General features: G+C 69.0%; 23 protein-coding genes and 1 pseudogene. 15 read left to right on the plus strand and 9 right to left on the minus strand.

Features of this window, described 5'->3' with window-relative positions; genetic code table 11:
* Positions 1 to 302: 302 nt before the first annotated feature.
* From ASC66_RS02110 to ASC66_RS02120, 3 genes and pseudogenes are all read left to right on the plus strand, one after another.
* A pseudogene (locus ASC66_RS02110) lies at positions 303 to 653 on the plus strand (GntR family transcriptional regulator); the annotation flags it as partial.
* A gap of 167 nt (positions 654 to 820) precedes the next feature.
* Positions 821 to 1,720, plus strand: coding sequence for an ABC transporter ATP-binding protein (locus ASC66_RS02115; protein WP_055836155.1), 900 nt, complete (start codon positions 821 to 823; stop codon positions 1,718 to 1,720).
* A gap of 38 nt (positions 1,721 to 1,758) precedes the next feature.
* The gene (locus tag ASC66_RS02120) at positions 1,759 to 2,460 is read left to right on the plus strand and encodes a hypothetical protein (protein WP_082491947.1); all 702 of its coding nucleotides are present in this window, start codon (positions 1,759 to 1,761) and stop codon (positions 2,458 to 2,460) included.
* Here the strand turns inward: ASC66_RS02120 and ASC66_RS02125 are convergent.
* The gene (locus tag ASC66_RS02125; RefSeq protein ID WP_157509602.1) at positions 2,457 to 2,951 is read right to left on the minus strand and encodes a hypothetical protein; all 495 of its coding nucleotides are present in this window, start codon (positions 2,949 to 2,951) and stop codon (positions 2,457 to 2,459) included. The genes ASC66_RS02120 and ASC66_RS02125 overlap by 4 nt on opposite strands.
* A 128-nt stretch (positions 2,952 to 3,079) precedes the next feature.
* Positions 3,080 to 4,438, minus strand: coding sequence for a reverse transcriptase family protein (locus ASC66_RS02130; RefSeq protein WP_162243462.1), 1,359 nt, complete (start codon positions 4,436 to 4,438; stop codon positions 3,080 to 3,082).
* A gap of 290 nt (positions 4,439 to 4,728) precedes the next feature.
* On the opposite strand from ASC66_RS02130, the gene ASC66_RS02135 reads away from it, so the two are divergent.
* Positions 4,729 to 5,553 carry an SDR family NAD(P)-dependent oxidoreductase gene (locus tag ASC66_RS02135; RefSeq protein WP_055834036.1) on the plus strand — a complete coding sequence of 275 codons (825 nt, stop codon included), beginning with the start codon at positions 4,729 to 4,731 and terminating at the stop codon, positions 5,551 to 5,553.
* An 89-nt stretch (positions 5,554 to 5,642) separates the two neighbouring features.
* Here ASC66_RS02135 and ASC66_RS02140 read toward each other — a convergent pair whose 3' ends face one another.
* The 3 genes from ASC66_RS02140 to ASC66_RS02150 are packed head-to-tail and all read right to left on the minus strand — an operon-like array spanning position 5,643 to position 7,523.
* Positions 5,643 to 6,221 carry a GNAT family N-acetyltransferase gene (locus tag ASC66_RS02140; protein ID WP_055834039.1) on the minus strand — a complete coding sequence of 193 codons (579 nt, stop codon included), beginning with the start codon at positions 6,219 to 6,221 and terminating at the stop codon, positions 5,643 to 5,645.
* Positions 6,222 to 6,244: 23 nt separating this feature from the next.
* Positions 6,245 to 6,961, minus strand: a complete 717-nt coding sequence (locus tag ASC66_RS02145; RefSeq protein WP_055836160.1) for a uracil-DNA glycosylase — start codon at positions 6,959 to 6,961, stop codon at positions 6,245 to 6,247.
* A 52-nt stretch (positions 6,962 to 7,013) separates the two neighbouring features.
* Positions 7,014 to 7,523 carry a phosphoribosyltransferase gene (locus ASC66_RS02150; protein WP_055834042.1) on the minus strand — a complete coding sequence of 170 codons (510 nt, stop codon included), beginning with the start codon at positions 7,521 to 7,523 and terminating at the stop codon, positions 7,014 to 7,016.
* Positions 7,524 to 7,603: 80 nt separating this feature from the next.
* On the opposite strand from ASC66_RS02150, the gene ASC66_RS02155 reads away from it, so the two are divergent.
* Positions 7,604 to 9,094 (plus strand): MFS transporter, encoded by a 1,491-nt coding sequence (locus tag ASC66_RS02155; protein ID WP_055834044.1) that lies wholly within the window; start codon positions 7,604 to 7,606, stop codon positions 9,092 to 9,094.
* A 76-nt stretch (positions 9,095 to 9,170) separates the two neighbouring features.
* Here ASC66_RS02155 and ASC66_RS02160 read toward each other — a convergent pair whose 3' ends face one another.
* Positions 9,171 to 10,013, minus strand: a complete 843-nt coding sequence (locus ASC66_RS02160) for an SDR family oxidoreductase (RefSeq protein WP_082491949.1) — start codon at positions 10,011 to 10,013, stop codon at positions 9,171 to 9,173.
* A 78-nt stretch (positions 10,014 to 10,091) separates the two neighbouring features.
* On the opposite strand from ASC66_RS02160, the gene ASC66_RS02165 reads away from it, so the two are divergent.
* The 6 genes from ASC66_RS02165 (at position 10,092) to ASC66_RS02190 (ending at position 17,546) form a co-directional block, all read left to right on the plus strand.
* Positions 10,092 to 11,183 (plus strand): acyltransferase family protein, encoded by a 1,092-nt coding sequence (locus ASC66_RS02165; RefSeq protein WP_082491950.1) that lies wholly within the window; start codon positions 10,092 to 10,094, stop codon positions 11,181 to 11,183.
* Between the two features lie 154 nt (positions 11,184 to 11,337).
* Positions 11,338 to 12,669, plus strand: a complete 1,332-nt coding sequence (locus ASC66_RS02170; RefSeq protein WP_055834047.1) for a bifunctional o-acetylhomoserine/o-acetylserine sulfhydrylase — start codon at positions 11,338 to 11,340, stop codon at positions 12,667 to 12,669.
* A gap of 370 nt (positions 12,670 to 13,039) precedes the next feature.
* A complete protein-coding gene (gene metX / locus ASC66_RS02175) occupies positions 13,040 to 14,260 on the plus strand; it encodes a homoserine O-acetyltransferase MetX (RefSeq protein ID WP_055834051.1) in 1,221 nt (406 codons plus the stop codon).
* 42 nt (positions 14,261 to 14,302) lie between these two features.
* On the plus strand, positions 14,303 to 15,541 hold the full coding sequence (locus ASC66_RS02180; RefSeq protein WP_055834052.1) for a sensor histidine kinase: 1,239 nt from the start codon (positions 14,303 to 14,305) through the stop codon (positions 15,539 to 15,541).
* A complete protein-coding gene (locus tag ASC66_RS02185; RefSeq protein ID WP_055834055.1) occupies positions 15,538 to 16,845 on the plus strand; it encodes a hypothetical protein in 1,308 nt (435 codons plus the stop codon). The genes ASC66_RS02180 and ASC66_RS02185 overlap by 4 nt, the downstream gene beginning before the upstream one ends.
* A 44-nt stretch (positions 16,846 to 16,889) precedes the next feature.
* Complete coding sequence (locus tag ASC66_RS02190) at positions 16,890 to 17,546, plus strand: response regulator transcription factor (protein WP_286145574.1); 657 nt, start codon at positions 16,890 to 16,892, stop codon at positions 17,544 to 17,546.
* Positions 17,547 to 17,889: 343 nt separating this feature from the next.
* Here ASC66_RS02190 and ASC66_RS02195 read toward each other — a convergent pair whose 3' ends face one another.
* The 3 genes from ASC66_RS02195 to ASC66_RS02205 all read right to left on the minus strand — a co-directional run bounded on the left by ASC66_RS02195 (position 17,890) and on the right by ASC66_RS02205 (position 21,045).
* Positions 17,890 to 19,182, minus strand: a complete 1,293-nt coding sequence (locus ASC66_RS02195; RefSeq protein WP_082491951.1) for an MFS transporter — start codon at positions 19,180 to 19,182, stop codon at positions 17,890 to 17,892.
* An 82-nt stretch (positions 19,183 to 19,264) separates the two neighbouring features.
* Positions 19,265 to 19,582, minus strand: coding sequence for a thiamine-binding protein (locus ASC66_RS02200; RefSeq protein ID WP_055834058.1), 318 nt, complete (start codon positions 19,580 to 19,582; stop codon positions 19,265 to 19,267).
* 2 nt (positions 19,583 to 19,584) lie between these two features.
* Positions 19,585 to 21,045, minus strand: a complete 1,461-nt coding sequence (locus ASC66_RS02205) for a glycosyltransferase family 87 protein (protein WP_162243463.1) — start codon at positions 21,043 to 21,045, stop codon at positions 19,585 to 19,587.
* Positions 21,046 to 21,145: 100 nt separating this feature from the next.
* On the opposite strand from ASC66_RS02205, the gene ASC66_RS02210 reads away from it, so the two are divergent.
* From ASC66_RS02210 to ASC66_RS02225, 4 genes are all read left to right on the plus strand, one after another.
* Complete coding sequence (locus tag ASC66_RS02210; protein WP_055834064.1) at positions 21,146 to 21,997, plus strand: ABC transporter substrate-binding protein; 852 nt, start codon at positions 21,146 to 21,148, stop codon at positions 21,995 to 21,997.
* 76 nt (positions 21,998 to 22,073) lie between these two features.
* A complete protein-coding gene (locus ASC66_RS02215) occupies positions 22,074 to 22,943 on the plus strand; it encodes an amino acid ABC transporter permease (RefSeq protein WP_055834067.1) in 870 nt (289 codons plus the stop codon).
* Entirely contained in the window at positions 22,940 to 23,728 is a 789-nt protein-coding gene (locus ASC66_RS02220) for an amino acid ABC transporter ATP-binding protein (RefSeq protein WP_055834070.1), read from the plus strand. Before ASC66_RS02215 ends, ASC66_RS02220 begins: the two co-directional genes overlap by 4 nt.
* Before the next feature lie 29 nt (positions 23,729 to 23,757).
* Complete coding sequence (locus tag ASC66_RS02225) at positions 23,758 to 24,453, plus strand: YceI family protein (protein WP_055834073.1); 696 nt, start codon at positions 23,758 to 23,760, stop codon at positions 24,451 to 24,453.
* Positions 24,454 to 24,498 lie beyond the last annotated feature (45 nt).

Consider the following 24,498-nt stretch of genomic DNA (forward strand, 5'->3'; position numbering starts at 1 on the left):
ATTTTACCCCGGCAAGGCAGGTTCACCTAGGAAAAAGGCCTGATGTGGATAAGTTTCCGGGGATTCGCGCCTGTGGAGGAGAGGTGCCCGCTTGGGGTCTCGATACGGCCCTGGCGGGCCTACTCGACCAACGGAAATGGAGCGGTTTCGGCCGGGTATCGACAAGCCCAACCACCGGGGTTTCGACAGGCTCACCAGCGGGGGCACGGCTGGAAGGGAGCACTTGACAAACGGCGGGCGAGGCGGTTGGTTAGTTACATGAGTAATGAACCGACGAAGCCGAGCGCCATGCGAGGCGTGCGGTGATCAGCGACGATCGGCCGATCTTCGTGCAGATCGCCGAGCGCGTCGAGGACGACATCATTGCCGGCGAGCTGCCCGAGGAGAGCCAGGTGCCGTCGACGAACGAGTTCGCAGCGTTTTATCGGATCAACCCAGCAACCGCCGGCAAGGGCGTGAACCTGCTCGTGGACGACGGCATCCTCTACAAGAAGCGCGGAATCGGAATGTTCGTTGCGAGCGGCGCCCGCGAGCGCCTGATCGACAAGCGGCGAGCGCGCTTCAGCATCGAGTACCTGCGCCCCCTCTTGGCCGAGGCGTCCAAGCTCGACATCTCCCCCGCCCGGCTCGGCGAGCTGCTTCTCGAGGAGGCGGCCTTTCTGGCATCCGGGGCCAGTGTCGACTCCCCGAGCGCGGCGCGGCAGCGCGCCGCACCGCAACGGGTGCACGCATCACTGGCCGCAGACACCCCGACACACGCACAACCCATCCACGCAGAGCCGACACACGCACAGCCGAAGGAAACACACTCATGAACACCATGACAACGAGCAACGTCGTCTCGGTCGCCAACCTCAGCAAGCGCTTCGGCCAGGTCACCGCTGTCGACGACGCGAGCTTCACGGTGCGCGAGAACACGATCTACGGCCTGCTCGGCCGCAACGGCGCGGGCAAGACCACGCTGATGCAGCTGCTCACCGGTCAGGACTTCGCCACCTCGGGCACGATCGACGTGTTCGGGGCCAGCCCCGTCGAGAACGCCGCCGTTCTCGAGAACATCTGCTTCATCAAGGAGAGCCAGAAGTACCCGGACGAGTTCCGCGCCAAGCACGTCTTCCGCAGCGCGCCGTGGTTCTTCAAGAACTGGGATGCCGCCTTCGCGGAGCAGTTGATCGAGGAGTTCGCCGTCCCCGTGAACCGCGCGATGAAGAAGCTCTCCCGCGGTCAGCTCTCGGCCGTCGGCGTGATCGTCGGTCTCGCCTCGCGTGCCCCGCTCACCTTCTTCGACGAGCCATACCTCGGCCTCGACGCCGTCGCCAGGCAGATCTTCTACGACCGCCTGCTCAGCGACTACGCGGAGCACCCGCGCACCGTCATCCTCTCCACCCACCTCATCGACGAGGTGAGCAACCTGCTTGAGCATGTGCTCGTGATCGACCACGGTCGCATCATCATCGACGAGGAGGCCGACACCCTGCGCGGCTCGGCCACCACCGTCGCGGGCACCCGCGCCGCCGTCGACCGCTTCACCGCCGGACGCGAACTGCTGCACAGCGAGAGCATCGGCGGGCTGGCATCCGTCACCATTCAAGGCCAGTTGAACGCCTTCGAACGCGCGGATGCCGCCGAATCCGGCCTCGAGCTGCTGCCCGTTTCGCTACAGCAGCTCATCGTGCGCACCACCAACACCTCCGCCCACGAGTTCCAGGCCTCGGCCTGAGCATGTCAGAAGACGACATCAGAGTAAGGACGCCCACCATGACCCGCATCTGGAACGTCGTGCGCTTGCACCTCGTGAACCGCTGGACCTACGTCGTGCTGCCGTGGATCATCCTCGGCACCGCGTTCGCCATGACCCTCGCAATCTGGATGATTCTGCGCTCGGTCGGCGTGACCGGCATCGGCGTCGCCAGCGGCGCCGTCGGCTCGATCTTCATCTACCTGATGGTGGCGGCGATCATGTCGATCAACCTCACCTTCCCGTTCGCGCTGGGCTTCAGCGTGACCCGCCGCGACTTCTACCTCGGCACCGCGCTCACCTTCGCACTGATCGGAGCGGCCAACGCCGTCGTGCTCACCGCGTTGGCTGCGATCGAAGTCGCGAGCGGCGGCTGGTGGCTGAACGGCACCATCTTCACCGTGCTCGGGCCGGACGCGAGCCCACTCGCCTACTGGTTCCTGTTCTTCACGCTGCAGTTGTTCTGCTGCTTCGTCGGCGCGGCCATCGCCACGATCTATATGCGCTGGCGCGTGAACGGCATGGTGCTGTTCTGGGTGCTCGGCGGTGTCGCCATCGTCGGCGGCTTCGCGCTCATCACCTACACGAACAGCTGGGCCGCGATCGGGGCTTGGATGACGGAGAGCGGAGCGATCGGCCTCGCGGCCTGGTCGCTGGTGCCGACGATTCTGGCCGGCCTCGCCGGCTTCGCGGTGCTCAGCAAGGCGACGACGAAGAACTAGTCCGTCGGCTGCTCCGGCGCTTCGCGCTCGGCGTCGGAGCCGGGATCCAGTTCGGCCTCGATGTCGCTCAGCAGCGCATGGAAGCCGTAGGGCGCGTCGGCGAGCACCTTCCGCCCGGCGATCGGCCCTGCCCAGTGCCAGCTCTGCGCGACGTTGACGATCTCGTATTCGAGCCGGGTTCCGGATGCCGCGGCGCCGGCCGCGGGACCAGCCGCGGCGTCATGGTCTGCCGGCTCCGCCATCACCCGGTACTCCCCGCGATACCACCAGCCGCCCTGCTGCGCGATCTCGCGCGCGACCGCATCGACCGCGACGCCCGGTGCGCCCTGCATCCGCTGACGCAGTGCGGCGAAGACGCTGGCCGGATCGGCGTCGAGGTGCCCGGCGAAGGAACGCAACACGGTGTGCCGCTCGGGGCGGGTCGACGGAGCGGGCTGCGCGGGGTTGGGGTGCGCAGGGTCGGGGCGCGTTGGGGAGGACTCGGAGGGCATCCCTCGATCCTAGGTTCTGCGCGGCCGGTCGGAGAGCGCGGCCGGCGTGGGAGCGCGGCCAAGCAGGTCAGCGGCCTGCGTGGCCAAGAACCGCCGAGCACCGAGCGCGGCGAGCGCCGGACGCCGCTTCACCAGGCGATGCGCTCGAAGTCCCGCCGCAGCCGCGCTGCGCGCGCCGGATTGAGACTCTCGACCCAGTTCAGCCGCCCCTCCAGATGCGCCCGGAAGTCGGGGTGCCCGGCACGGTTCTGGCTCTCCGGCCCGTGCACGGCGCAATTGTGCAGGATGGCCTTCAGCTGATCCACGTCGCGGCGCGCCAGGTTGAGCCGGTCGTTCACGACCACCCCGGTGACGCTCTGCCGCTCACCGGCCCGGCGCACCCGGGTCTTGCGTTCATTGAGTTCGTGCCCCTCCGCGGCCACGATGCGCGCGACGCCGCGCACGAATGCGTCGCTCCGCCGGGAGAGCTCGGCTCCGCCGCTGAAACTCAGGTCGTCGGCGTAGCGCGTGTAGCGGGCGCCGGCGGCATCCGACCAGCCGCTGAGCCGCGCATCGAGGCGGCGCACCGCGAGATTCGCCAGCATCGGAGAGCTCGGCGCACCCTGCGGCAGGTGCGGCCGGGCGAGCGCCTGCCGGAGGGCGAAGCGCTCCTCGGGGCTTCCACCCGGCGGCATGCCGGCCAACACCGCGGGCGGCACGGCGTGTGTGCAGAGCGCCGTCACGCGGTGGGCGACGACTTCGGGCAGCCCCGCCCGGCGCAGCACCGCGTAGATCTGCCTGGCGGAAACCCTGCTGAAGAAGCTGACGAGGTCGAGGGAGATCACGACGGCGCTGCCCAGGTGCGCCTCCGCACCGCTGATCACCCCACGCCCCGGCATGAAGCCGTGCGCCGCGTCGTGCGCCGGCAGCACACCGATCACCGTGTCGAGCAGGGTGCGCTGCGCGCGGCGCATGCGCTGCTCGGGAACCTCGAGCAGCCGCGGTGTGCGCCCCGGCCGAGTGCGCCACTCGTGCCGGTAGTGCTGCAGCCGCTCCGGCGCGCGGCGATTCCAGCCCCGGGCGTCGGCGAACCACTCGAGTTCGCCGATGTCCAGACCGAGGAGCGCGGAGAGGTCGGCGAGGGTGTCGAGGCGCGGCACCGGCAGGGTGCCCGGCCGGGCGGATGCCGGCGTCACCGGGTAGTGGCGGATCGGAATCGGCGCACCGCGCTCGACGGCGCGTTCGACGGCGTCGCCGAATGCGACGGTCCGCGCGACCACGACGGCCAGCTCGCGCGGGGAATCGAGCGGAGCCCGGTGGTAGACGGCAAGCACCTCGTCGACGAGTCCGGGCACCCAGCGGCGCCGCGCGCCGAGCACGTCGCTCGCGGCCGCGATCAGCGAGCGCCGCTCCCAGTGCTCGGCCGCGAGCAGCCCGTAGCCGATGGCGCGGGCGAGCGCCTCGACACTCGGATGCGGGCTCCGCCGTTTCGCGGCATCCGCCGTCACAGGCGGCTCGACAGAAGAAGGGCGCGACAGCGTGCGGACGACTCGTCGATCGGTGTCGGCACGGAGCTGCGCGGAGCGCAGCGTGGTGCCGACGGTGTTTGTCTCATCTCGGTCTGCGTGCCCCGGGGTAGCCCCGGAGAGGGAGGAACAGCTCGTGCACCACCCACCTCGTCCGCACGCCATCGCATGGCGTCACCCTAGCAATGGCCTGTGACATCGCCGCCGGCGGCTCGCGAGCGGCCCCACGATTCGGCTGCCCGCGCAGCGGGCATCGGGTCTAGCCTGAAACCATGTCTCGTTTCGTCTTCAACCCCATCGGCACGACCGTTCTGATCACCGGGGCGAGCAGTGGTCTCGGCGCGGAGTTCGCGCGCGAGTTCGCGGCTCGCGGCGCCGACCTCGTGCTCGTGGCCCGCCGGCAGGACCGGCTGGAGGCGCTGGCCGTCGACCTGGCCGAACGTTTCGGCACGGTGTCGACCGTGATTCCGCTCGACCTCACGGCGCCCGGCGCGGTGGCCGTGCTCGTCGCGGAGCTGGAGCAGCGCGGCATCCGCGTGGCGAGCCTCGTGAACAATGCCGGGTTCGGCAGCTACGGCCACTTCGGCGCGCTCGACGCCGAGCGGGTGCGCCAGGAGGTGACGCTGAACGTGCTCGCACTCACCGAGCTGACACGCGCGTTGTGGCCGGAGCTCATCGCGCACGGCCGCAGCGCGCCGGCCACCGGTGCACTGATCAACGTGGCGAGCACCGCCGCGTTCCAGCCGGTGCCATTCATGTCGGTGTACGGGGCGACGAAGTCGTATGTGCTGAGCTTCACGGAGGGCCTCTGGTACGAGGCGAAGGGCAACGGGCTCAAGGTGCTCGCGCTCTGCCCCGGCCCCACGGCGACGGAGTTCAAGACGGTCGCAGAGAACGAAGAGGTCTTCTTCGGCAACCCGCAGAGCGCGACCCAGGTGATCGCGACCACGTTCCGCGCGCTCGATGCGCGCTCAACTCCGCCCCGCGTCGTCAGCGGAGTGGCGAACGCCCTCGCCGCGCGCGGCGTGCGTCTGGTGCCGCAACGCTCGCTACTCACCGTGCTCGGCCGCAACACGACGCCAGGTCGGCGCCGCTAGCCCCGCCCGCACGTTCCGTTGAGAGCGGTCAAATGGCCGTTGTGAGCGCCACAAAGCGGCCATTTGACCGCTCTCAGTGGATTGCGCGGCTACTTGAGCGAGAGCTGCAGCATCACGATGCCGAGCCAGCGCTCGAACTTGAAGCCGACCCGGCCCATGCGGCCGATCTCGTGGAAGCCGAACTGCTGGTGCAGGGCGAGCGACGCGTCGGCGCCCTGATCGGCGATCACGGCGATCATCTCCTTGAGCCCCGCCTGCTTCGAGCGGGTGATGAGCTCGGCCAGCAGCACGCGCCCGAGCCCCTTGCCCGTTGCCGCCGGCCCGAGATAGATCGAATTCTCCACGGTGAAGCGGTACGCGCGCTTCTGCTTCCACGGCGTGACGAGGGCGTAGCCGAGGATCTGGCCGCTCGGCGAGATCGCGACGATGAACGGCATCTCGAGCTTGGCGAGGTACTCGAACTTGTCGCGCCACTCCGCCAGCGTCATGGCGTCCTCGTCGAAGGTCACCGTCGAGTTGGCGACGTAGTAGTTGTAGATCTCGCGGATGTGCGGCAGATCGGCCGCGGTCGTCTCGCGCAGCGAGTACTCAAACGGCGCCTCCGGCGCCTCCGTCTTCTGCAGGTGCCTGGGCAGCGTGCGCCGCGGCTGGTATTCCTCTTCGAGCATGGTTCCAGATTAACCCGGCGCTGTTACCAGAGCATTTCGAGCGTCGGATGCGGCTCCTCCACCGCTCCGAGCGACCAGTCGACGGGTGGCGCGCCCTGCTCGACGAGCGCGGCGTTGGCACGGCTGAACGGCCGGGATCCGAAGAAGCCGCGCCTGGCCGACAGCGGGCTCGGGTGCGCGGAGGAGATCACGCTCGCGCCGTCGAGCAGCGGCAGGAGCGATTGCGCGTCGTTGCCCCAGAGGATCACCACGAGCGGCTGCGCCGGATCGCGCGCGACGATGAAGCGGATCAGCTCCTCCGTCACGGCTTCCCAGCCGCGCCTTCGGTGCGAGCCGGCGGCGCCCGGCCGCACCGTGAGCACGCGGTTCAACAGCAGCACGCCCTGATCCGCCCACGCGCTCAGGTCGCCGTGCGTCGGCGTCGCGATCCCGAGGTCGTCGCGCAGTTCGGTGTAGATGTTGGCGAGGCTGCGCGGCAACGGTCGCACGTGCGGCGCGACCGAGAACGCGAGCCCCATCGAGTGGCCGGGCGTCGGGTACGGATCCTGGCCGACGATGAGCACGCGCACGGCTGCCGGGTCGACCCGGAGCGCGCGCAGCACGGCATCCGGGGCCGGTAGAAAGCCAGGCTCGTCCGCGATGAAGCGCTCGAGCCCGGCCAGCTCGGCCTCCACCGCGGCGAGCGCGCTCGCCCAGCCGGGGTGGACGCCGGAACGATCGAACACGGTGTGCTCGGACACCGCTTCGCGGCCGGGGTCGGTGCCGGGGTCCGTCACGACGCGGCCGTGCAGGCTAGACCGCGACGGGCGGCAGCGCCGACCACGGGAAGACGATCCAGCCGGCCGTCTTGCGGTAGTAGAAGTTGGGCTCGAGCACCGTGTGCGGCTTCGTGTAGAGCGTCGCGGTGCGCACCTCTGCGCCGTTCTCGGCGAGGATTCCGAGCACCTTCACCAGGGTGTGGCCGGAGTCGGAGACGTCGTCGACGAGCAGCACGCGCTTGCCGGCGAGGGCGGGCGCGTCGAGCATCGGCGCGGCCAGCTGCGGCTCGGGCAGGCGCTCATTGACGCCCGTGTAGAACTCGACGTTGATCGAACCGCAGTTCTTGGTGCCGAGTGCGTAGGAGATGGCGCCGGCCAGCAGGAGTCCGCCGCGGGCGACGGCGATGACGACCTCGGGGACGAAGCCGCTCTCCAGCACTTCCCGCGCCAGATCGCGCGAGGCGTCCGCGAATTCCGACCACTCGAGAATCTCCTTCTCGATGGTCTCGTTGCCTGCTGCGGAGTCGTCTGCGTCAAATGCCATGAAGTAAGGGTAATCGCACTCTGCCCGACTGCCGCACGCAGTGAACGAATTGCGGATGCCGCAGGCTGTAGCATCCGAGGATGACTTCAGCACCCACTGCGCAGCGTGGCGCACGGAACGTTGCGGGGGTGACCGCGGCCATCGTCGGCTGGCTGTTCCTCGTCGAGATCACGAGCGGCATCCTGCAGGGCTACTACGTCCCCCTGATCCCCGATCTCGTCGACCACCTCGGCATCCACGACGCCGACTTCAACTGGTTCGAGGCCTCGCAGCTGCTGCTCTCCGCCCTCGTCGTTCCGTTCCTCGCCAAGCTCGGCGACATGTTCGGGCACAAGCGGATCCTGCTCGCCACCACCGTGCTCACCGCGGGAGCGAGCTGGTGGCTCGCCTTCGCCGGTGACTTCTGGAGCTTCCTCGCCGCCTGGGCGCTGCAGGGCTTCTACGTGGTCTGGCTGCCGCTCGAGGTGGCGCTGATCTTCGACCGCGGCCGCCGCAGCGGCCACGGTCCGTCGCAGACGAGGCGCGCGGCCGGGCTGCTCGTCGTCGCGCTCGAGGCCGGCGCGATCATCGGTGCCCTGAGCGCTGGTCGTGTCTTCGCCGCCCTCGGCGAGAACGTCACACTCACCCTGTTCGTGCCGGCGATCGCCGTCACGCTCGTCTTCTTCGCGATCCTCTTCGGCGTGCCGGAGTCCGAGCCGGGCACAGAGAAGCGCTCGCTCGATGTCGTCGGCTTCAGCCTGCTCACCATCGGCCTGCTGCTGATCACCTCCGGACTCACCTTCATGCGCATCAACGGGCCGGAGACGTGGTGGGTGTGGGCGCTCATCGCCATCGGACTGCTGAGCTTCTGGCCGTTCGGCAAGTGGGAGCTCAGGCAGGCCGACCCCGCGATCGATCTGCGGGTGCTGCGCCAGCCGAACATGTGGCCGGTGCAGCTGACGGCCGGTCTCATCGGCATCAGCCTGCTCGGCGCCCAGGCACCTCTCGCCACCTACGCCGGAACCGACACGGCCAACGGCTACGGCCTGGGCTTGGATGCCTCCGACATCTCGACGCTCATCGGCACGTACCTGATCTCGATGATCGTCGGTGCCCTGCTGTTCCCGATCGTGTCCAAGCGGCTGAGCCCGCGGGTCGCACTCATCGCAGCCGCGTTCCTGGTCTCGATCGGCTACCTGCTCTTCATCCCGTTCCACCTCGAGGCGTGGCAGGTCTTCATGAACATGTTCATCGCCGGCCTCGGTTCCGGCGCGCTCGTCGGAGCGCTGCCCGCCGCTGCGGCCGCCGCCGCCCCGCGCGGGCAGACCGGTGTTGCCTCGGGCCTCACGAACACGACGAAGACGATCGGTGGCTCGTTCGCGTCCGCCCTCTTCGGTGTCGTGCTGCTGGCCGGAGCCGCCTCCGCGGTCACCTCGACGGCCGCGAGCCTCGCCGGCTACATGGTCGTCTGGGCGGTATGCGGTCTCGGAGCCCTGGCCGCGGCCGTGCTGCTGTTCTTCGTGCCGAAGCTCGCATTCGCCGACACGACCGTCGCCGATGAGCTGGCCGCGGTCGCCGCCGTGCCCGAGTAAACGGGACGAGGAAACCGCCGAGTATCGGCTGGGGTTCCTGAGGCTGCCTGCGCGAGGGCTGCCGCCTTTCGCAACGCTACGCGTTGCGCGGTGCGAGTGCGCCCTTCGCGACGAGGTGCGGGGCGGACTGTGCGACCGGCTTGATCACGATCAGGTCGAGGTCCACGTGCGCCGGCCGGGTGAGCGCGTGCACGATCGCGTCGGCGACGTCGTCGGCCACGAGCGGATCCGGCACCTCGGCGTAGACGGCATCGGCCCTGGCCTGGTCGCCGCCGAAGCGCACGAGCGAGAACTCCTCGGTGTGCACCATGCCGGGCGCGACCTCGATCACGCGGATCGGCTCGCCGTTCAGCTCGAGCCGCAGCACCGCCGTCATCGCGTGCGCGGCGAACTTTGCTGCGTTGTATCCGCCGCCGCCGGCGTAGGCGACGTGCCCGGCGATCGAGGTGACGTTGAGGATGTCGGCACAGCCGCCGTCGGCCAGCACGCTGGCGCGCAGCTGCGGCAGCAGGGCCGTGATGACGCGCTTGACGGCGACCACGTTGATCTCGAACATCCACTGCCAGTCGTCGGCATCCGAACCCTCGACGCTGGCCAGACCCTTGGCTCCACCCGCGTTGTTCACAACGGCATGCAGCGGCCCCGTCGCGGCCAAGTGGGCGGCGAGGGCGTCGACGTCGGCCTGCTGGGTGAGATCGGCGACGAAGACACTCGCACCGGTCTCTGCGGCGAGCGCCGCCAGACGCTCCGCGCGGCGGGCGACCCCGACGACGTCCCAGCCGGCGGCGCGCAGTCGGCGCACCGTCGCCGCGCCGATCCCGGAACTCGCGCCCGTCACAACCGCGCGCTTCACACCCGCACCCGTCGCTACCACGTCCGTCACTGCCGCATCCGTCACAACCGCACCCGTCTCACTCATGGCTCCATTGTGCCGGGTGCCGGGGTCGCGCATGCAAACCGAGCGGCCGACGCCGCCCGCGGGGCAGAATGGTTCACGATGACTTCTCTCGCCGCCAGCAAAGCCAAGCGTCGCGTGCCCCTCTGGGACAACGCGCGGTGGATCGCCATCACCCTCATGGTGGTCGGCCACGGCATCCTCAAGCTGATCAGCGAATCGGATGCCGCCTACTCGACGTACCTCTTCATCTACGCCTTCCACGTCGGTGTCTTCGTGACGGTGAGCGGCTACTTCGCCAAGTCGGGCACGCCGAACGGGCGGCAGATGAAGCGCGTCTTCACCGACATCCTGTTGCCGTATCTGATCTTCGAGACGATCTGGACCGTGGTCCGCTGGGTGAGCGGCGGCGAGTTCTGGCTGGACTACTCCAGCGCGAGCTGGACGCTCTGGTTCCTGCTCGCCCTCGCCGTCTGGCGCATCGTGCTGCCGTACATCGTGCTGCTGCGCTGGCCGTTGCTCATCTCGATCGCCCTCTCGATCGGCGCAGGCTACTTCGCCAACATCGACTCCTTGTTCGCCCTCTCCCGCACCCTCGGTTTCCTCCCGTTCTTCGTGTTCGGCTGGAGCCTGCGACAGTGGCAGGTCACCGGGCGCTGGCTGAGCATGAGTCCATCCGTCATCTGGCGCTGGCGGGCTGTGGCGATCGCCCTGTTCGCGGCCCTCGCGGTCTCTGTCACGCTCGGCATCGACGCGTGGCGCGACATGAAGCTCCGACGCTTCCTGCTCTACGACGAGTCGTACACGAGCATCGGCTACCCCGAGTGGTGGGCCGGCGGCATCCGCCTCGCCGTCATGCTGATCGCCTTCGCCCTGGTGATCGCGTTCCTCATGTTGATGCCGCGCCGCACGACCTGGTTCACGGGCCTGGGCGCCGCGACGATGTACATCTACCTGCTGCACACCTTCCTGCTGTTTCCGATCAGGGAGGGCGGCGTCTTGGCCGGCCCGCAGCCGTGGTGGGTGTTGCCGGCCGTCATCGTGTTCTGCATCGCGGTGTCGATCGTGCTGTCGATGCCGTTCATCCGGCGGGTGTTCCGCCCACTCGTCGAGCCGCGCGCCGAGTGGTTGTTCCGCAGGGAGGACAGCACCGCCACCGGAACGATCGTGCTGCCACGGGACACACCGCGCTAGAAGGCGCGGACCCACCGCATTCCCATCGCAGGAACTACACCCGGATTTGCAGTGTTACGACGCGTTTCGGGGTGTATTGGCACCGCTCGGCGGAGCCCATAGGCTCACTCTCGAGCGGTGGACGGTCCAGACGCTCTAAGGAGAACCCACCCTCATGAGCGACAACACCGCACGCTGGAAGTTCGAAACCAAGCAGGTCCACTCCGGCGCACGCCCCGACCCGGTGACCAACGCCCGCGCGACACCGATCTACCAGACCACCTCCTACGTCTTCAACAACTCCGACCACGCCAAGAACCTCTTCGCGCTGGCCGAGTTCGGCAACATCTACACCCGCATCCAGAACCCGACTCAGGATGTCGTCGAGCAGCGCGTCACCGCCCTCGAAGGCGGAACCGGCGCGCTGCTGCTCTCCTCCGGCCAGTCCGCCGCGACGATCGCGGTGCTGAACGTCGCCCAGGCCGGCGACCACATCGTCTCGTCGAGCTCGATCTACGGCGGAACGTACAACCTGTTCAAGTACACGCTGGCCAAGCTCGGCATCGAGACGACCTTCGTCGAGAACCAGGACGACGCGGAGGAGTGGCGCCGCGCGGCACGCCCGAACACCAAGCTGTTCTTCGCCGAGACCATCGGCAACCCGAAGATCAACATCCTCGACATCGCGCTCGTCGCCGACGTCGCGCACCAGAGCGGCGTCCCGCTGATCGTGGACAACACGATCGCCACCCCGTACCTGATCCAGCCGTTCCAGCACGGTGCGGACATCATCATTCACTCGGCCACGAAGTTCCTCGGCGGCCACGGCACCGTGATCGGCGGCATCATCGTCGACGGCGGTACCTTCGAGTGGTCCAAGAACGTCGAGAAGTTCCCCGGCCTCACGCTGCCGGACCCCAGCTACCACGGCGCCAGCTACACGGCAGCGGTCGGCGATGGCCTCGCCTACATCATCAAGGCCCGCGTGCAGCTGCTGCGCGACCTCGGTGCCGCGATCGCCCCGGCGAGCGCCTGGCAGCTCATCCAGGGCATCGAGACCCTCTCGCTGCGCATCGAGCGCCACGTGCAGAACGCCCAGGACGTCGCCGAGTGGCTCGACAACCACCCGGATGTCGCCTCGGTCAACTACTCGGGCCTGCCCTCCAGCCCGTGGTACGCCGCCGCCAACAAGTACGCCCCCAAGGGTGTCGGCGCCGTGCTCTCCTTCGAGCTCAAGGGCGGCGTCGAGGCCGGCCGTGCACTCGTGGACAACCTGAGCCTGTTCAGCCACCTCGCCAACATCGGCGACGTTCGCTCGCTCGTGATCCACCCGGCATCGACGACGCACTCGCAGCTCTCCCCTGAGCAGCAGCTCACAGCCGGTGTCACCCCCGGCCTCGTGCGCCTCTCCCTCGGCATCGAGAACGTCGCCGACATCCTGGCCGACCTCGAGACCGGCTTCGCCGCGGCCCGCGCCGTCACCGACGCCGCGAACGCGAACGCGTAAGCAGCACAGCACCCTCACGCTGCCCCGACCGGTACTCCGGTCGGGGCAGCGCTGTTTCCATCTCCGTTGGTTGAGCCTGTCGCCAGTCCCGTTGGTTGAGCTTGTCAGTCCCGTTGGTTGGGCTTGTCGGTCCCGCTGGTTGAGCTTGTCGGTCCCGCTGGTTGAGCTTGCCGGTCCCGCTGGTTGAGCTTGCCGGTCCCGCTGGTTGAGCTTGCCGGTCCCGCTGGTTGAGCTTGCCGGTCCCGCTGGTTGAGCTTGTCGAAACCCCGCGAACGGATTTCGACAGGCTCAATCAACGGGGCGCCGCGCGGTTTCGCGGCGCGGCTGTAACAAACCCTGTAGTCCCCCATATGCACGGCACAATTGAGGCATGGACTGGCAGACTTCGGCGGATGTCGCGCCCTCGAGCTTCATCACAGAGGCCCAGGCGCGCACGCTGCTCGGCAAGGCCCCGGCAACGGGCGCATGGCGCGAGGGCGACCCCGTCGGCAACCGCCGCTTCGTCGGCATCGGCGAGCGGCACTTCGAGGCGGGCGGCCGGCTGCCATACGCCCGCATCGCCTACGAGAGCTGGGGCGAGCTCAACGCCGCGGCCGACAACGCCGTTCTCGTCCTGCACGCTCTCACCGGCGACAGCCACGTCATCGGCGACGCCGGCCCGGCACACGCGACGCCCGGCTGGTGGAGCGACATCATCGGCCCCGGCAGGGCCATCGACACCGATCAGTGGTTCGTCGTCGCCCCCAACATGCTCGGCGGATGCCAGGGCTCCACGGGGCCGGCCTCGCTCGCGCCGGACGGCACCGAGTGGGGAACCCGCTTCCCCTTCCTCACCATCCGCGACCAGGTCGCCGCCCAGGCCGCCCTGTCCGACGCGCTCGGCGTCGACCGTTGGGCCGCCGTCATCGGCGGGTCGATGGGCGGCATGCACGCCATCGAATGGGCCGTCGGTCGGCCGGAGCGGGTGCAGCGGCTCGCCGTGCTCGCCGCTCCCCCGGTGACGACCGCCGACCAGATCGCACTGAACTCGGTGCAGATCGAGGCGGTGCGCACCGATCCGCTGTTCCAGGGCGGCGACTACTACGACGCCGTCGCCGGCGAGGGCCCCACCAGGGGTCTGGCCCTGGCCCGCCGGATGGCCATGCTCAACTACCGCAGCCACGCCGAGCTCAACGAACGTTTCGAGCGCAGCTGGCAGAGCGAGATCAGCCCGCTCGGCGCCGGCGGCCGCTTCGCCGTCGAGTCCTACCTCGACTTCCACGGCAACAAGTTCACCAGGCGCTTCGATGCCAACAGCTACATCACGCTCGTCGAGGCGATGAACTCGCACGACATCGGCCGTGGCCGCGGTGGTGTCGCGGCCGCCCTCGGCCTCGTGACGGCGCGCACCCTCGTGCTCGGCATCGACAGCGACCGGCTGTTCCCGCTCGACGGGCAGCGCGTGATCGCAGCGGGCATCGCCGGCAACATCGACGGTGATGTCCCGGTCGAGTTGGTCTCCGAGTATGGCCACGACGGCTTCCTGATCGAAACCGACATCGTGGCGGCCGAGCTGCGGCGACTGCTGCACGGCGAAGAGTCGGCAGGATAGTCTGAGCCTGTACCCCACTCGTTCATATCACCGGCAGGATCCATGCAGCGCATTCTGAAGGAGCGCGACCGTCTTCTGCGCAGGACCGTTCGATTCTCCGGTCTCGGTTCCTGTGCTTTCGCGGCGGTCTGTGTGCTGCTGCCCGGCGCCGTCTCGGTGCTGACGCTGGCCGCGACGCTGGCGCTGTTGGCCATCACGGCCATCGCGCACTACTTCATCGGTGAGCGCGGAACGCCCCTCTGGAGCGCGATCTGCCTCGTCTCCGGCAACTTCGCGATCCTTCTGCTCGGCATCGATCCGGGCGAATCCGGAATGGTCGGCGTTGACCGCGACCCCAGCATCGCCGCGGTCGCGACCATCTCTGTGATCGGCGCCGGAACGCTCGGCGCCCTCGCGCTGATGGCCACGGTGAGCCTGCCGAGGCTGGTGCTGCTCGGCCTCGGCTTCCTCGTCACCTGCGCGAGCGTCGCCGTCTCCACCGCCCCGCGCACCTTCCCCGACTCGACTCCGCTCCTGCTCACCATCGCGGCCTGGCTCGCGATCGGTGCGGCCGGCTGGTGGATCGCGCAGAGCGTTCCGCGCGTGATGCAGCGCATCGCCAGCATCGGTCGGGCCCACCACGCTGAGCGCCTCGCCAGCGAGGCGGAGGCCCAGCGCAGGCAGGACGCCCGCCTGCTCCACGACACGGTGCTGGCCACCCTCACCCTGCTCGCCCACTCCGGCGTCGGCGTCAGTGCAGAGGCCCTCCGCCACCAGGCGGCGGATGACGCCAAGCTGCTGCGTCAGCTGCGTCTCGGCGGTGTTCCGACACCGCAGCGTTCGGGGGCGTACACGCTCGAACCCGTCGCCGAGTCGGCGCTCGGCAACACGCTCGAATCCGTCAAGCAGCGCTTCGGCCGGATGGGGCTCGACGTCAAGTGGCACGGCAGCGGGCAGGTGCTGCTGCCGAGCGACGTGCTCGACGCCTTCCTCGGTGCCCTCGGCGAGTGCCTGGAGAATGTGCGCAGGCACGCCCAGGTGAGCGAGGCCGACGTCACCATCACCGATGACGAGCACACGCTCCGCGCCATGATCACGGACGCCGGTGTCGGCTTCAACCTCGGCGAGGTCGACCCGGCACGCCTCGGCTTCGCCGAGTCCGTTGTCGGCCGCCTGCGCGAGGTCGGCGGCAATGCGCGCCTGTTCTCCTCTCCGGGCGCCGGTACGACGGTCGTGCTCGAGGTGCCCAAGAACGACGAGGTCTTCGGCCACGAGCAGTTGCGATCGGACGGTGCACGATGATCGGCAGGCGGCGCGCGGCATCCGAGCGGCGACACGGCGGGGCGACTGAGTCGAGCAGCGGCATCGAGGAGAACACCCTCGGCGTGATCGTGGGGCGAGAACGCAAGCAGCGCGACCCGTCGCTCACCTTCCGTCGCGCGGAACGCACCGTGTCGACGACGCGGGCGAACCAGCGCGGTCTCGGCGGCCGCGACCTCGCGGGCGGCATGATCGCCGGCAGCATCGTGATGTCGCTGTTCCTGCTCTGGCGCAGCGGCGAGCAGTGGAGCGAGTATCCGTCGCCGCTGCTCGTGCTCGCGGCCTGGATCGTGCTGCTCATCACGGCGGCCGGCGCCTTCACCGGCGTTGGAATGCACGGCGGCACGATGCCGCGGTGGCTGTTCGCCGTGACCCTCGGCGGCATGGCCGTTGCCGTGCTCCTCGACCTCTCCGCGGTGTGGGGGCTGGCCGATCAGAGCATCTACCCCACGGCCGCCGTCGCCGCGGGTGTCATGATGACCCCACTCGTCAGCGTTCGGGAGACCCGCGAGGTGATGGCCGCTACGGCGACACTCGGCGGTGTGCTGCTGTTCGCGGCGATCGCCGAGGGGCGCAGCGACATCCTGACCCTGGCGCCAGAGCTCGTCGCCATGGCGATCGCCGTCTGGCTGCCCCTCATCGCGATCTCGGTCGTGCGCGCGTTCCGACGCATGGTGCAGCTGGAACTCGACCTCGTGCTCGTCAAGAGCGCCGTCGACGCCCCGCGCCTGGCCGTGGGGATGCTGGCCTCCGAAGAGCTCGTGCGCCTCGACTTCGACGCCGAGCGTCTGCTCGACGACGTGGCACAGGGGCGGACGCCGCTTCCGCTGCATCCGGATGCCGCGAGTGCCGCCTCGCAGCTGGCCACCCAGTTGCGGCTGCACCTCGTCGAGGGTCGCAAGAAGACCTGGCTGCACAACGCCATCACCGAATCGGAGTTCCTGGCCCCGGCCGTCTCGATCGATGACCCGGCCAGCCTGGCCGGTCTGCTCTCGCCCGCGCAGCGCGACGCGATGCTGATCGCCGTCTGGTTGCTGGTCAGCGACACCGAACGACGTGACGTCATGTTGCACATCGAGATCGGCCCGCGGGCCCCGGTGACGCCCGGATCGCACCGAAAGATCCGGTTTCCCATTTTTCTTCACGCCACGGGTGTGCCACGGCGCAAAGTAGACCCCGCGACGTGGGAAGCTATCTCTAGTGTTGGCCCGCATTCGGAGTACACGCGCAAGGGAGACCTGCACGTGGAAATCGAATGCGTGGTCGACAATCCGGTGGATGCGTAGTGCATCGGGGGCACCGCGACGTGCGTCTGCACAAGGAGGAATGAGTGGGAAACCCGGCCAATAAGATCCGTCTGGCTCTCGTCGACGATCACAAGATGCTGCTCGGCGCACTCACCGAATGGATTCGCGGCGCAGCGGATGACATCAACCTCGTCGTGGCGGCCACAACCTGGCCCGAGCTGCTCTCGCACCCCCAGTTCCCCGTGGACGTCGTACTGCTCGACCTCGACCTCAAAGACAACATTCCGGTGTCGCTCAAGATTTCAACGTTGAAGACGACGGGCGTGAAGACGGTGCTCATGAGCACGTACTCCGAGCCGGCCGTCGTGCGTGAGGCCCTCGCGGCCGGTGCGCTCGGCTACCTCGTCAAGACCGAGGAGGCCGACATGATCGTCGAGGCCATCCGCGCTGCGAACAAGGGCGAGTCGTACATCTCCGAGGAGCTCGACCTCGCGCTCACCTCCGGCAACCGTGGCGACACCCCGCGTCTCAGCGCACAGGAGCGCCGCGTGATGGCACTCTACGGCGCCGGCGAGCCGGTGAAGGCCGTCGCCTTCCAGCTCGGCATCTCGGAGGAGACGGCGAAGTCCTACCTCAAGCGCATCCGCGAGAAGTACCGCGTCGCCGGCTTCGACGTCGGAACCAAGGTGGCGCTGCGCAAGCGCGCCATCCAGGACGGAATCCTGCTGCAGACCGACTAGTTCGTGCGTGCGAGACGGGCGGGTGGCTTCGGCCACCCGCCCGTTTCGCGTTCCCGCCGCCACCACCGGCCGCCTCACGCCTCGCTCGATTCCAAGGACGCCGCGAGCGAGAACGTCCTTACAAGCGAACTATGTCCTTACAACGGGATGCGGGCGCGGCACACACTCCGCTGGTTGAGCCTGTCGAAACCACGAACTCAAACAGGGTGAGGTGCCGAAGCGCCCCAGCATCGGTGCGGTTTCTGAGATTGCCTGAGCTGGGGCTGCCGCCTTTCGCGACGCTTCGCGTCGCGCACACTCCGCTGGTTGAGCCTGTCGAAACCACCCGCGCGAGCTCGGAGTGTCAGCGGGCGTTGACCGTCTGGATGAGCTCGGTGCCGTAGCCGAGTACCTCGCCGCGGCGGCGGCGCAGGCCGTCCCACGAGAAGCTGAGCACCGCGATCATGAGCCCGAGCACGGTGAGCCCGAGGCCGATCCACACCGGAGCCACGTAGCCGAACCCGGCCGCGATGGCGAGACCGCCGAGCAGGGCGCCCAGCGCGTTGCCGATGTTCAGCGCGGAGTGGTTCAGCGCCGCCGCGATCGACTGGCTGTCGCGCGCGACATCCATCAGCCTGGTCTGGATGGTCGGGGACAGCGCCGCCGCCGCCCCGCCGACGAGGAAGACGAACACGAGCAGCCCCGGCACGGTCTGGGCGGTCAGCGCGAGGCCGAGCAGGGCGACCAGCATGACCGCGTAGAAGCCGAACATGCTGCGGCGCACGCTCTTGTCCGCCGCCCAGCCGCCGGCGAAGTTGCCGGCCGTCATGCCGAGTCCGATGACGATCAGCACGAGCGGAACGGCCGAGGCGCCGAGCCCGGTCACCTCGGTGACCAGAGGGGCCACGTAGCTGTAGACGGCGAAGAGCCCGCCGAATCCGATCGCACCGATGCCGAGCGCGAACCAGACCTGGGCGCGGCCGAAGGCCTTGAGCTCCTGGCGCATGGTGGCCGTCTTGTCGCCGGGCTGGAACGGCACGGAGAGCAGCACGGCCAGGAAGGTGAGCGCGAAGATCGCGGCGACGGCGACGTAGGCGACACGCCACCCGGCGAGCTGACCGAGCCAGGTGATCGCCGGGACGCCGATCACATTCGAGATGGTGAGGCCGGAGAGCACGAGCGCGACGCCGCGGGCGCGCTTGCCCGGGCCCATCAGGCTGGCCGCGACGAGCGAGGCGATGCCGAAGTATGCGCCGTGTGGCAGCGCGGCAACGAAGCGGGCCGCGAGCACCCAGCCGAAGGTCGGCAGCAGTGCGGATGCCAGGGTGCCCAGTGTGAACGCGGTCAGCAGCACCAGCAGCAACTTCTTACGCGGCCAACGGGCGGCGGCGGCCGCGATGGTCGGGGCGCCGACGACGACGCCGAGGGCGTACGCGCTGATCAGCCAGCCGGCCTGGGCGTTGGCCGCGGCCGGATCGCTCGCGTACAGACCGGGAATCAGATCGGCTGCGAGGTTCGGCAGCAGCCCCATCGCGACGAACTCGGTCGCTCCGATGCCGAAACCGCCGAGGGCGAGGGCGAGCAGCGCGAAACGCACGCGCGCGGGCGAGAGGGCGGGCGCGTCTGCCGCGGATTCGACTGAGTTCTGCTGGGTCACTGAGCCAGTGTACGCGGAATCGAATCGATTCGATAACGCGCGTTCCGTCGCCGCGCCCGCCTGGGGCGCGGCGACTTCTCGACTACTCGGCGGCCGCGCCGCGCTGCAGCGCAGACTCGAGCCGCTCGACCTTGCCGGTGATCTCGCCGCTGTAGCCGGGCCGAATGTCGGCCTTCAGCACGAGTGACACCCGCGAACCGTAGGCGGCGACGGCGTCCGTCGCCTGCTTGATGACGGCGAACACCTCGTCCCACTCCCCCTCGATCTCGGTGAACATCGATCCGGTGTGATTCGGGAGGCCCGACTCGCGCACGATGCGCACGGCGGCCGCGACGGCATCGTGCACGGAGCCGTCGGCGTGACCGGTTCCCGACGGGGCAACAGAGAAGGCGACAAGCATGATTACTCCAAGGTGGTTGACGGCGCCGTCGTTGACGGCGCGGGGGTGGAAGGCGCGGTAGCGGGATGGCGGGAGGAACGCGGGGCGCGGGAGGTCACGAGCGCGTACACGGACCAGCCGAGCAGCACGATCTGCAGCAGATTGCGCAGGGTGAGCAGCAGCACCATGGCCGGCGACGCCGCGAGCAGCTCGCCGTAGAGGTAGGGATAGATGAGCTGGGTGAGCGCGGCCAGCGCGAGGCCGAGCCCGGCCGGCAGCAGCCACTGCCGCCGTCGGTAGATCAGTCCGAGCACGATCGGTGCGGCCAGCCAGGTCATGAACTGGGGCGAGCCGACCTTGTTGAAGACGATCAGCACCAGCACGAGCGCGAGTGCGAGCGGAGGGAAGACACGGGCGAAGTGCGCACCCTCCCGCATCCGCAGCGCGCCGAGCAGCACGACCACGGCCGCGGCGATCGCCATGAGCGGCGTCATCAGCGCGCTCGCCAGCTCGGTTCCGGAACCGGCGACCTGGAAGGTGAGGATGTCGCGGTCGTAGTAGACGCCGGCACCGGGAACGCCCATCGCCGCCTGCCACATCCAGATGGTGCTGACCGGGGACTCGATCTGCAGTCCGCGCCCGGTCTGCTCGGTGACGAAGCTCAGCACGTAGCTGGCCCCGCCGAGCACCATGCTCACCGCGATCACGGTGATGCAGACGCCCGCCGCGCTCTGCAGCACGCGGAGCCTGGCGCGCGACGCCACGATCATTGCGGCGACGAGCGCGGCGGGCCAGACCTTGATCCACGCCGCGATCGTCAACAGGGCGGCGCCGACCGCCGGGCGACCGGCAACGAGCAGCATCGCGATGATCGCCACCGGCACGGTGATGGCATCGATGCGCGCCAGCGCGATCGGCCCGAGCAACATCAGGAACGCGAGCCACCACCAGGCGGCGACCACCCGCCAGCGCGGGCGGGCGCGTCGCCGGCGCAGCCCGCCGCTCAGCACGGCGAATGCCGCGGCGTTCAGCAGCGTCACGAGCCCGAGCCAGACCTGCGCGTACAGCGTCGGCCCGAGCAGATTCGCCAGCGCCATCGGAATGTAGGCGAGGATCGGGTACACCCAGGGCTCATCGATGCCCACCTGGCTGCCGCCGTTCGCGGACTGGGCCACCCAGAGTTTGTAGACGGCCTCGACATCGCCGAGCGGCCAGCCCTGCGCGTGCAGGCAGAGCAGGTTCAGCGCGGTGTGCACGATTGCGAAGGCCACCCAGAGGGTGAGCGGATGCCGGAGCAGCTCCCCACGGTCGGCCGGCGTCCCGGCGCCATCGTGCGGGTGATGCCCGTCGAACGGCTCCGCCTGCTGCCGCGTTTCTGGCCCGGCCTGCGCCATCGCCTGCTCCCCCAGCTGAGCGCGCGAATCCGCCCTCGAATCCCGCTCGGAATCCGCAGCTCCGAGGAGTGACGCGGAGGGATCGGACATGCTCGCCATGCTACCCGTGCATGTCGAAATGCGTCGCGCCCCTGTGCCTGCCGGCCAGGCCGGCGGCAGAATGGAGATCCCGCACCCGTCTGGAGCCCTCATGTTCTCACGCAGCGCCCGCACCCTGTCGATCATCGCCGCCTCCGCGACCCTGCTCGCCCTGACCGCGTGCGCCAGTGGCGGCGCCGGCAGCGCCGAGAGCGACGCCCCGGCATCCGACTATGTGACTGATGGCAAGCTGACCGTTGCGACCGGCGAGCCCGCCTACTTCCCGTGGGTGCTCGACGACGCGCCGGAGTCGGGTGAGGGCTTCGAGGCCGCCGTTGCCTATGCCGTCGCAGAGGAACTCGGATTCGCCGAGGACGACGTCGTCTGGGTGCGCAGCACATTCGACCAGGCCATCGCGCCCGGCCCGAAGGACTTCGACATCAACCTGCAGCAGTTCTCGATCACCGAGGAGCGCGCACAGACGGTGGACTTCTCCAGCCCGTACTACGAGACGACGCAGGCCGTGATCACCGTGGCCGGCTCGCCGGCGGAGGGCGCCGCATCCATCGCCGAGCTCAAGGACCTGCTCATCGGCGCTCAGACCGGCACGACCAGCTTCCAGGCCGTCGAGAGCGAGATCGCACCGACGCGGGGCGCCCAGGCGTTCAACACCAACGACGATGCCAAGCTCGCCCTGCAGAACCGCACCGTTGACGCGATCGTCGTCGACCTGCCGACGGCCTTCTACCTGACCGGTGTCGAGCTGGACGGTGGGTCCATCATCGGGCAGCTGCCGAAGACCGAGGGCAACACGGGAGACCAGTTCGGCCTCGTGCTGGCAAAGGACAGCGCGCTGACGGCCGACGTCACCGCCGCGGTCGACGCGCTGCGCGAGAACGGCACGCTCGACGCCCTGGCCGACGAGTGGCTGGCCACCGGGGCATCAGCACCCGTCCTGCAGTAGCACCGCGGATCCGGAATGCATGCCGGCCCGGCCGAGGGGCTGGCATCCGCTAGTTTGATGCGGTGGGTACAGATCGATGAGCAGCGCAGTGCGTGAGAGCGAGGCCCACGCCCCGAGCGAGATCGAGCTCGGGCGACGGGCATACAGGCGACGCCAGAACGGCGGATCGGTCGCGGTCGCCGTCGCCAGCACCCTCGTCTTCGCGATCCTCGTCTGGGTGCTCGTCATCAACACCCCCGGCTGGACCGCCGTGCAGCAGAGCTTCTTCAACCTGGATGTCGCCATCCAAGCGTTCCCGCGGGTGATCGAGGGTCTCTGGCTCAACATCCGGGTGCTGTTCTTCGCCGCGATCGGCGTGCTCATCTTCAGCGTCGCGCTCGCCCTGCTGCGCACCCTGCGCGGACCGATCTTCTTCCCGCTGCGGGCCCTCGCGACCGGGTATACCGATCTGTTCCGCGGCATGCCGCTGATCATCGTGCTCTACCTCGTCGGGTTCGGCATCCCTGGGCTCGGCATCTTCCCGCGCATGCCCAGCGAATTCTGGGGCACCATCGCGCTGATCCTCACCTATTCCGCCTACGTCTCCGAGGTGTTCCGGGCCGGCATCGAGGCCGTGCACCCCTCGCAGCGCCTCGCCGCCCGTGCGCTCGGCCTGAGCCACGGCCAGACGATGCGCCGGGTCGTCATGCCGCAGGCCGTGCGCAAGGTGACGCCCGCGCTGATGAACGACTTCGTCGCCATGCAGAAGGATGTCGGCCTGATCTCGGTGCTCGGAGCGGTCGACGCCGTGCGCGCCGCCCAGATCGAGACCGCGGCCACCTATAACTTCACGCCCTACGTGCTGGCCGGGCTGCTCTTCGTGCTGCTGGCCTGGCCGATGATCCGGCTGACCGACTGGTACACCGCGCGCATGCGCCGCCGGGAGCAGATGGGGAGCATCGTATGAGCGAGCGCACCGCCGCTGCCGGCACCGGCCCGGTGCTGAGCCTCCGCGGCATCCGCAAGTCATTCGGCGACACCGCGGTGCTGCGCGGCATCGACCTCGACATCGACAAGCACGAGGTCGTCGCGCTGATCGGCGCCAGCGGCTCCGGCAAGTCGACCCTGTTGCGCACGGCGAATCTGCTCGAGCCGATCGATGACGGCCAGGTGTTCCTCGGCGGAACGGATGTCAGCGACCCGCGCGTCAAGCTCGACGCCGTGCGTGCGCGCATCGGTGTCGTGTTCCAGCACTACAACCTGTTCCCGCACCTCTCCGTGCTCGACAACGTGACGCTCGCCAGCCGGGCCGTGCAGCGCACGGGCAAGAAGGCCGCCGAGCGGCGCGGCCTCGAGCTGCTGGCTCAGGTCGGCCTGGCCGACAAGGCACGCGAGTTCCCCGATCGGCTCTCCGGAGGGCAGCAGCAGCGGGTCGCCATCGTGCGCGCCATCGCCACCGATCCGGAGTTGCTGCTGCTCGACGAGATCACGAGCGCGCTCGATCCAGAGCTCGTCGGCGAGGTGCTCGAGCTCGTGCGCACGCTCGCAGCGGGCGGCTCAACGATTCTGATGGCGACGCACGAGATGGCCTTCGCGCGGGATGTCGCACACCGCGTCGTCTTCCTCGACGGCGGGCAGATCGTCGAACAGGGTCCTTCTCAGCAGATCCTTAAGCACCCGGTGCAGGATCGAACCAGGGAGTTCCTCACGCGGTTCACCGCACCCGGCCTCCTCGGATCCGATCCAGCCTGAGCCGCACCGACCCCCATCCTGAGGAACCCGTGAAGAAGAAGACCATCGTCGTGCTGTCCGTCGCGGCCGTCGTCGCCATCGGCGCCGCCGCCATCGCCGGCCCCATCATCTATCGCGACCTCATCGTCGGGCCGGCGGAGGCCGCGCCGACCGTGCAGGCCCCGACGCCGGGCGACGACGCGGCGAGCACCGAGCCGAGCGATGATCTGAGCGGCACCTGGGGCGTCGCGGCGGACTCCTTCGCCGGCTACCGGGTCGACGAGGTGCTGAACGGCACCAACGTCACCGTGGTCGGGCGCACGGACGAGGTCTCCGGCAGCTTCGACGTGGAGACCCTGACGTTGACCTCGGCCGAGGTGAGCGTCGATGTGGCCTCCATCGAGACGGACTCCGCGAACCGCGACGACTACTTCCGCAGCAGTGCGCTGAACGTCGCCGAGTTCCCCGACGCGACGTTCCGCCTGCTCGAGCCGGTCAGCGCCGCGGCACCGCCCGTCGGCGGCGAGGTGCAGACCGTGTCGGTGCGCGGCGAGCTGACGCTGAACGGAGAGACCAGGCAGGTGGATGCCGAGGTCCAGGCCGTGCTCTCCGGCGACGGCGGCCAGGTGAGCGGCAGTGTTCCGATCACCTTCGCCGACTTCGGCGTCGAGGCCCCTGACCTCGGCTTCGTCTCGGTCGAGCCGAGCGGTTCGATCGAGTTCCTGCTGAACATCGAACCCGCCTAGCGCGACGCGCAGCGTCGCGAAAGGCGGCAGCCCGAACTCAGCAAT

This window comes from Leifsonia sp. Root4, from assembly GCF_001425085.1.
Taxonomy (GTDB): Bacteria; Actinomycetota; Actinomycetes; order Actinomycetales; family Microbacteriaceae; genus Microterricola.

What these genes read in the sequence shown, in the direction of transcription:
- ASC66_RS02115 (WP_055836155.1), top strand. Translation starts at nt 821, where the DNA reads ATGACAACGAGCAACGTCGTCTCGGTCGCCAACCTCAGCAAGCGCTTC.
- ASC66_RS02120 (WP_082491947.1), top strand. Translation starts at nt 1,759, where the DNA reads ATGACCCGCATCTGGAACGTCGTGCGCTTGCACCTCGTGAACCGCTGG.
- ASC66_RS02125 (WP_157509602.1), bottom strand. Translation starts at nt 2,951, where the DNA reads ATGCCCTCCGAGTCCTCCCCAACGCGCCCCGACCCTGCGCACCCCAAC.
- ASC66_RS02135 (WP_055834036.1), top strand. Translation starts at nt 4,729, where the DNA reads ATGTCTCGTTTCGTCTTCAACCCCATCGGCACGACCGTTCTGATCACC.
- ASC66_RS02140 (WP_055834039.1), bottom strand. Translation starts at nt 6,221, where the DNA reads ATGCTCGAAGAGGAATACCAGCCGCGGCGCACGCTGCCCAGGCACCTG.
- ASC66_RS02150 (WP_055834042.1), bottom strand. Translation starts at nt 7,523, where the DNA reads ATGGCATTTGACGCAGACGACTCCGCAGCAGGCAACGAGACCATCGAG.
- ASC66_RS02155 (WP_055834044.1), top strand. Translation starts at nt 7,604, where the DNA reads ATGACTTCAGCACCCACTGCGCAGCGTGGCGCACGGAACGTTGCGGGG.
- ASC66_RS02160 (WP_082491949.1), bottom strand. Translation starts at nt 10,013, where the DNA reads ATGAGTGAGACGGGTGCGGTTGTGACGGATGCGGCAGTGACGGACGTG.
- ASC66_RS02165 (WP_082491950.1), top strand. Translation starts at nt 10,092, where the DNA reads ATGACTTCTCTCGCCGCCAGCAAAGCCAAGCGTCGCGTGCCCCTCTGG.
- ASC66_RS02170 (WP_055834047.1), top strand. Translation starts at nt 11,338, where the DNA reads ATGAGCGACAACACCGCACGCTGGAAGTTCGAAACCAAGCAGGTCCAC.
- metX (WP_055834051.1), top strand. Translation starts at nt 13,040, where the DNA reads ATGGACTGGCAGACTTCGGCGGATGTCGCGCCCTCGAGCTTCATCACA.
- ASC66_RS02180 (WP_055834052.1), top strand. Translation starts at nt 14,303, where the DNA reads ATGCAGCGCATTCTGAAGGAGCGCGACCGTCTTCTGCGCAGGACCGTT.
- ASC66_RS02185 (WP_055834055.1), top strand. Translation starts at nt 15,538, where the DNA reads ATGATCGGCAGGCGGCGCGCGGCATCCGAGCGGCGACACGGCGGGGCG.
- ASC66_RS02200 (WP_055834058.1), bottom strand. Translation starts at nt 19,582, where the DNA reads ATGCTTGTCGCCTTCTCTGTTGCCCCGTCGGGAACCGGTCACGCCGAC.
- ASC66_RS02205 (WP_162243463.1), bottom strand. Translation starts at nt 21,045, where the DNA reads ATGTCCGATCCCTCCGCGTCACTCCTCGGAGCTGCGGATTCCGAGCGG.
- ASC66_RS02210 (WP_055834064.1), top strand. Translation starts at nt 21,146, where the DNA reads ATGTTCTCACGCAGCGCCCGCACCCTGTCGATCATCGCCGCCTCCGCG.
- ASC66_RS02215 (WP_055834067.1), top strand. Translation starts at nt 22,074, where the DNA reads ATGAGCAGCGCAGTGCGTGAGAGCGAGGCCCACGCCCCGAGCGAGATC.
- ASC66_RS02220 (WP_055834070.1), top strand. Translation starts at nt 22,940, where the DNA reads ATGAGCGAGCGCACCGCCGCTGCCGGCACCGGCCCGGTGCTGAGCCTC.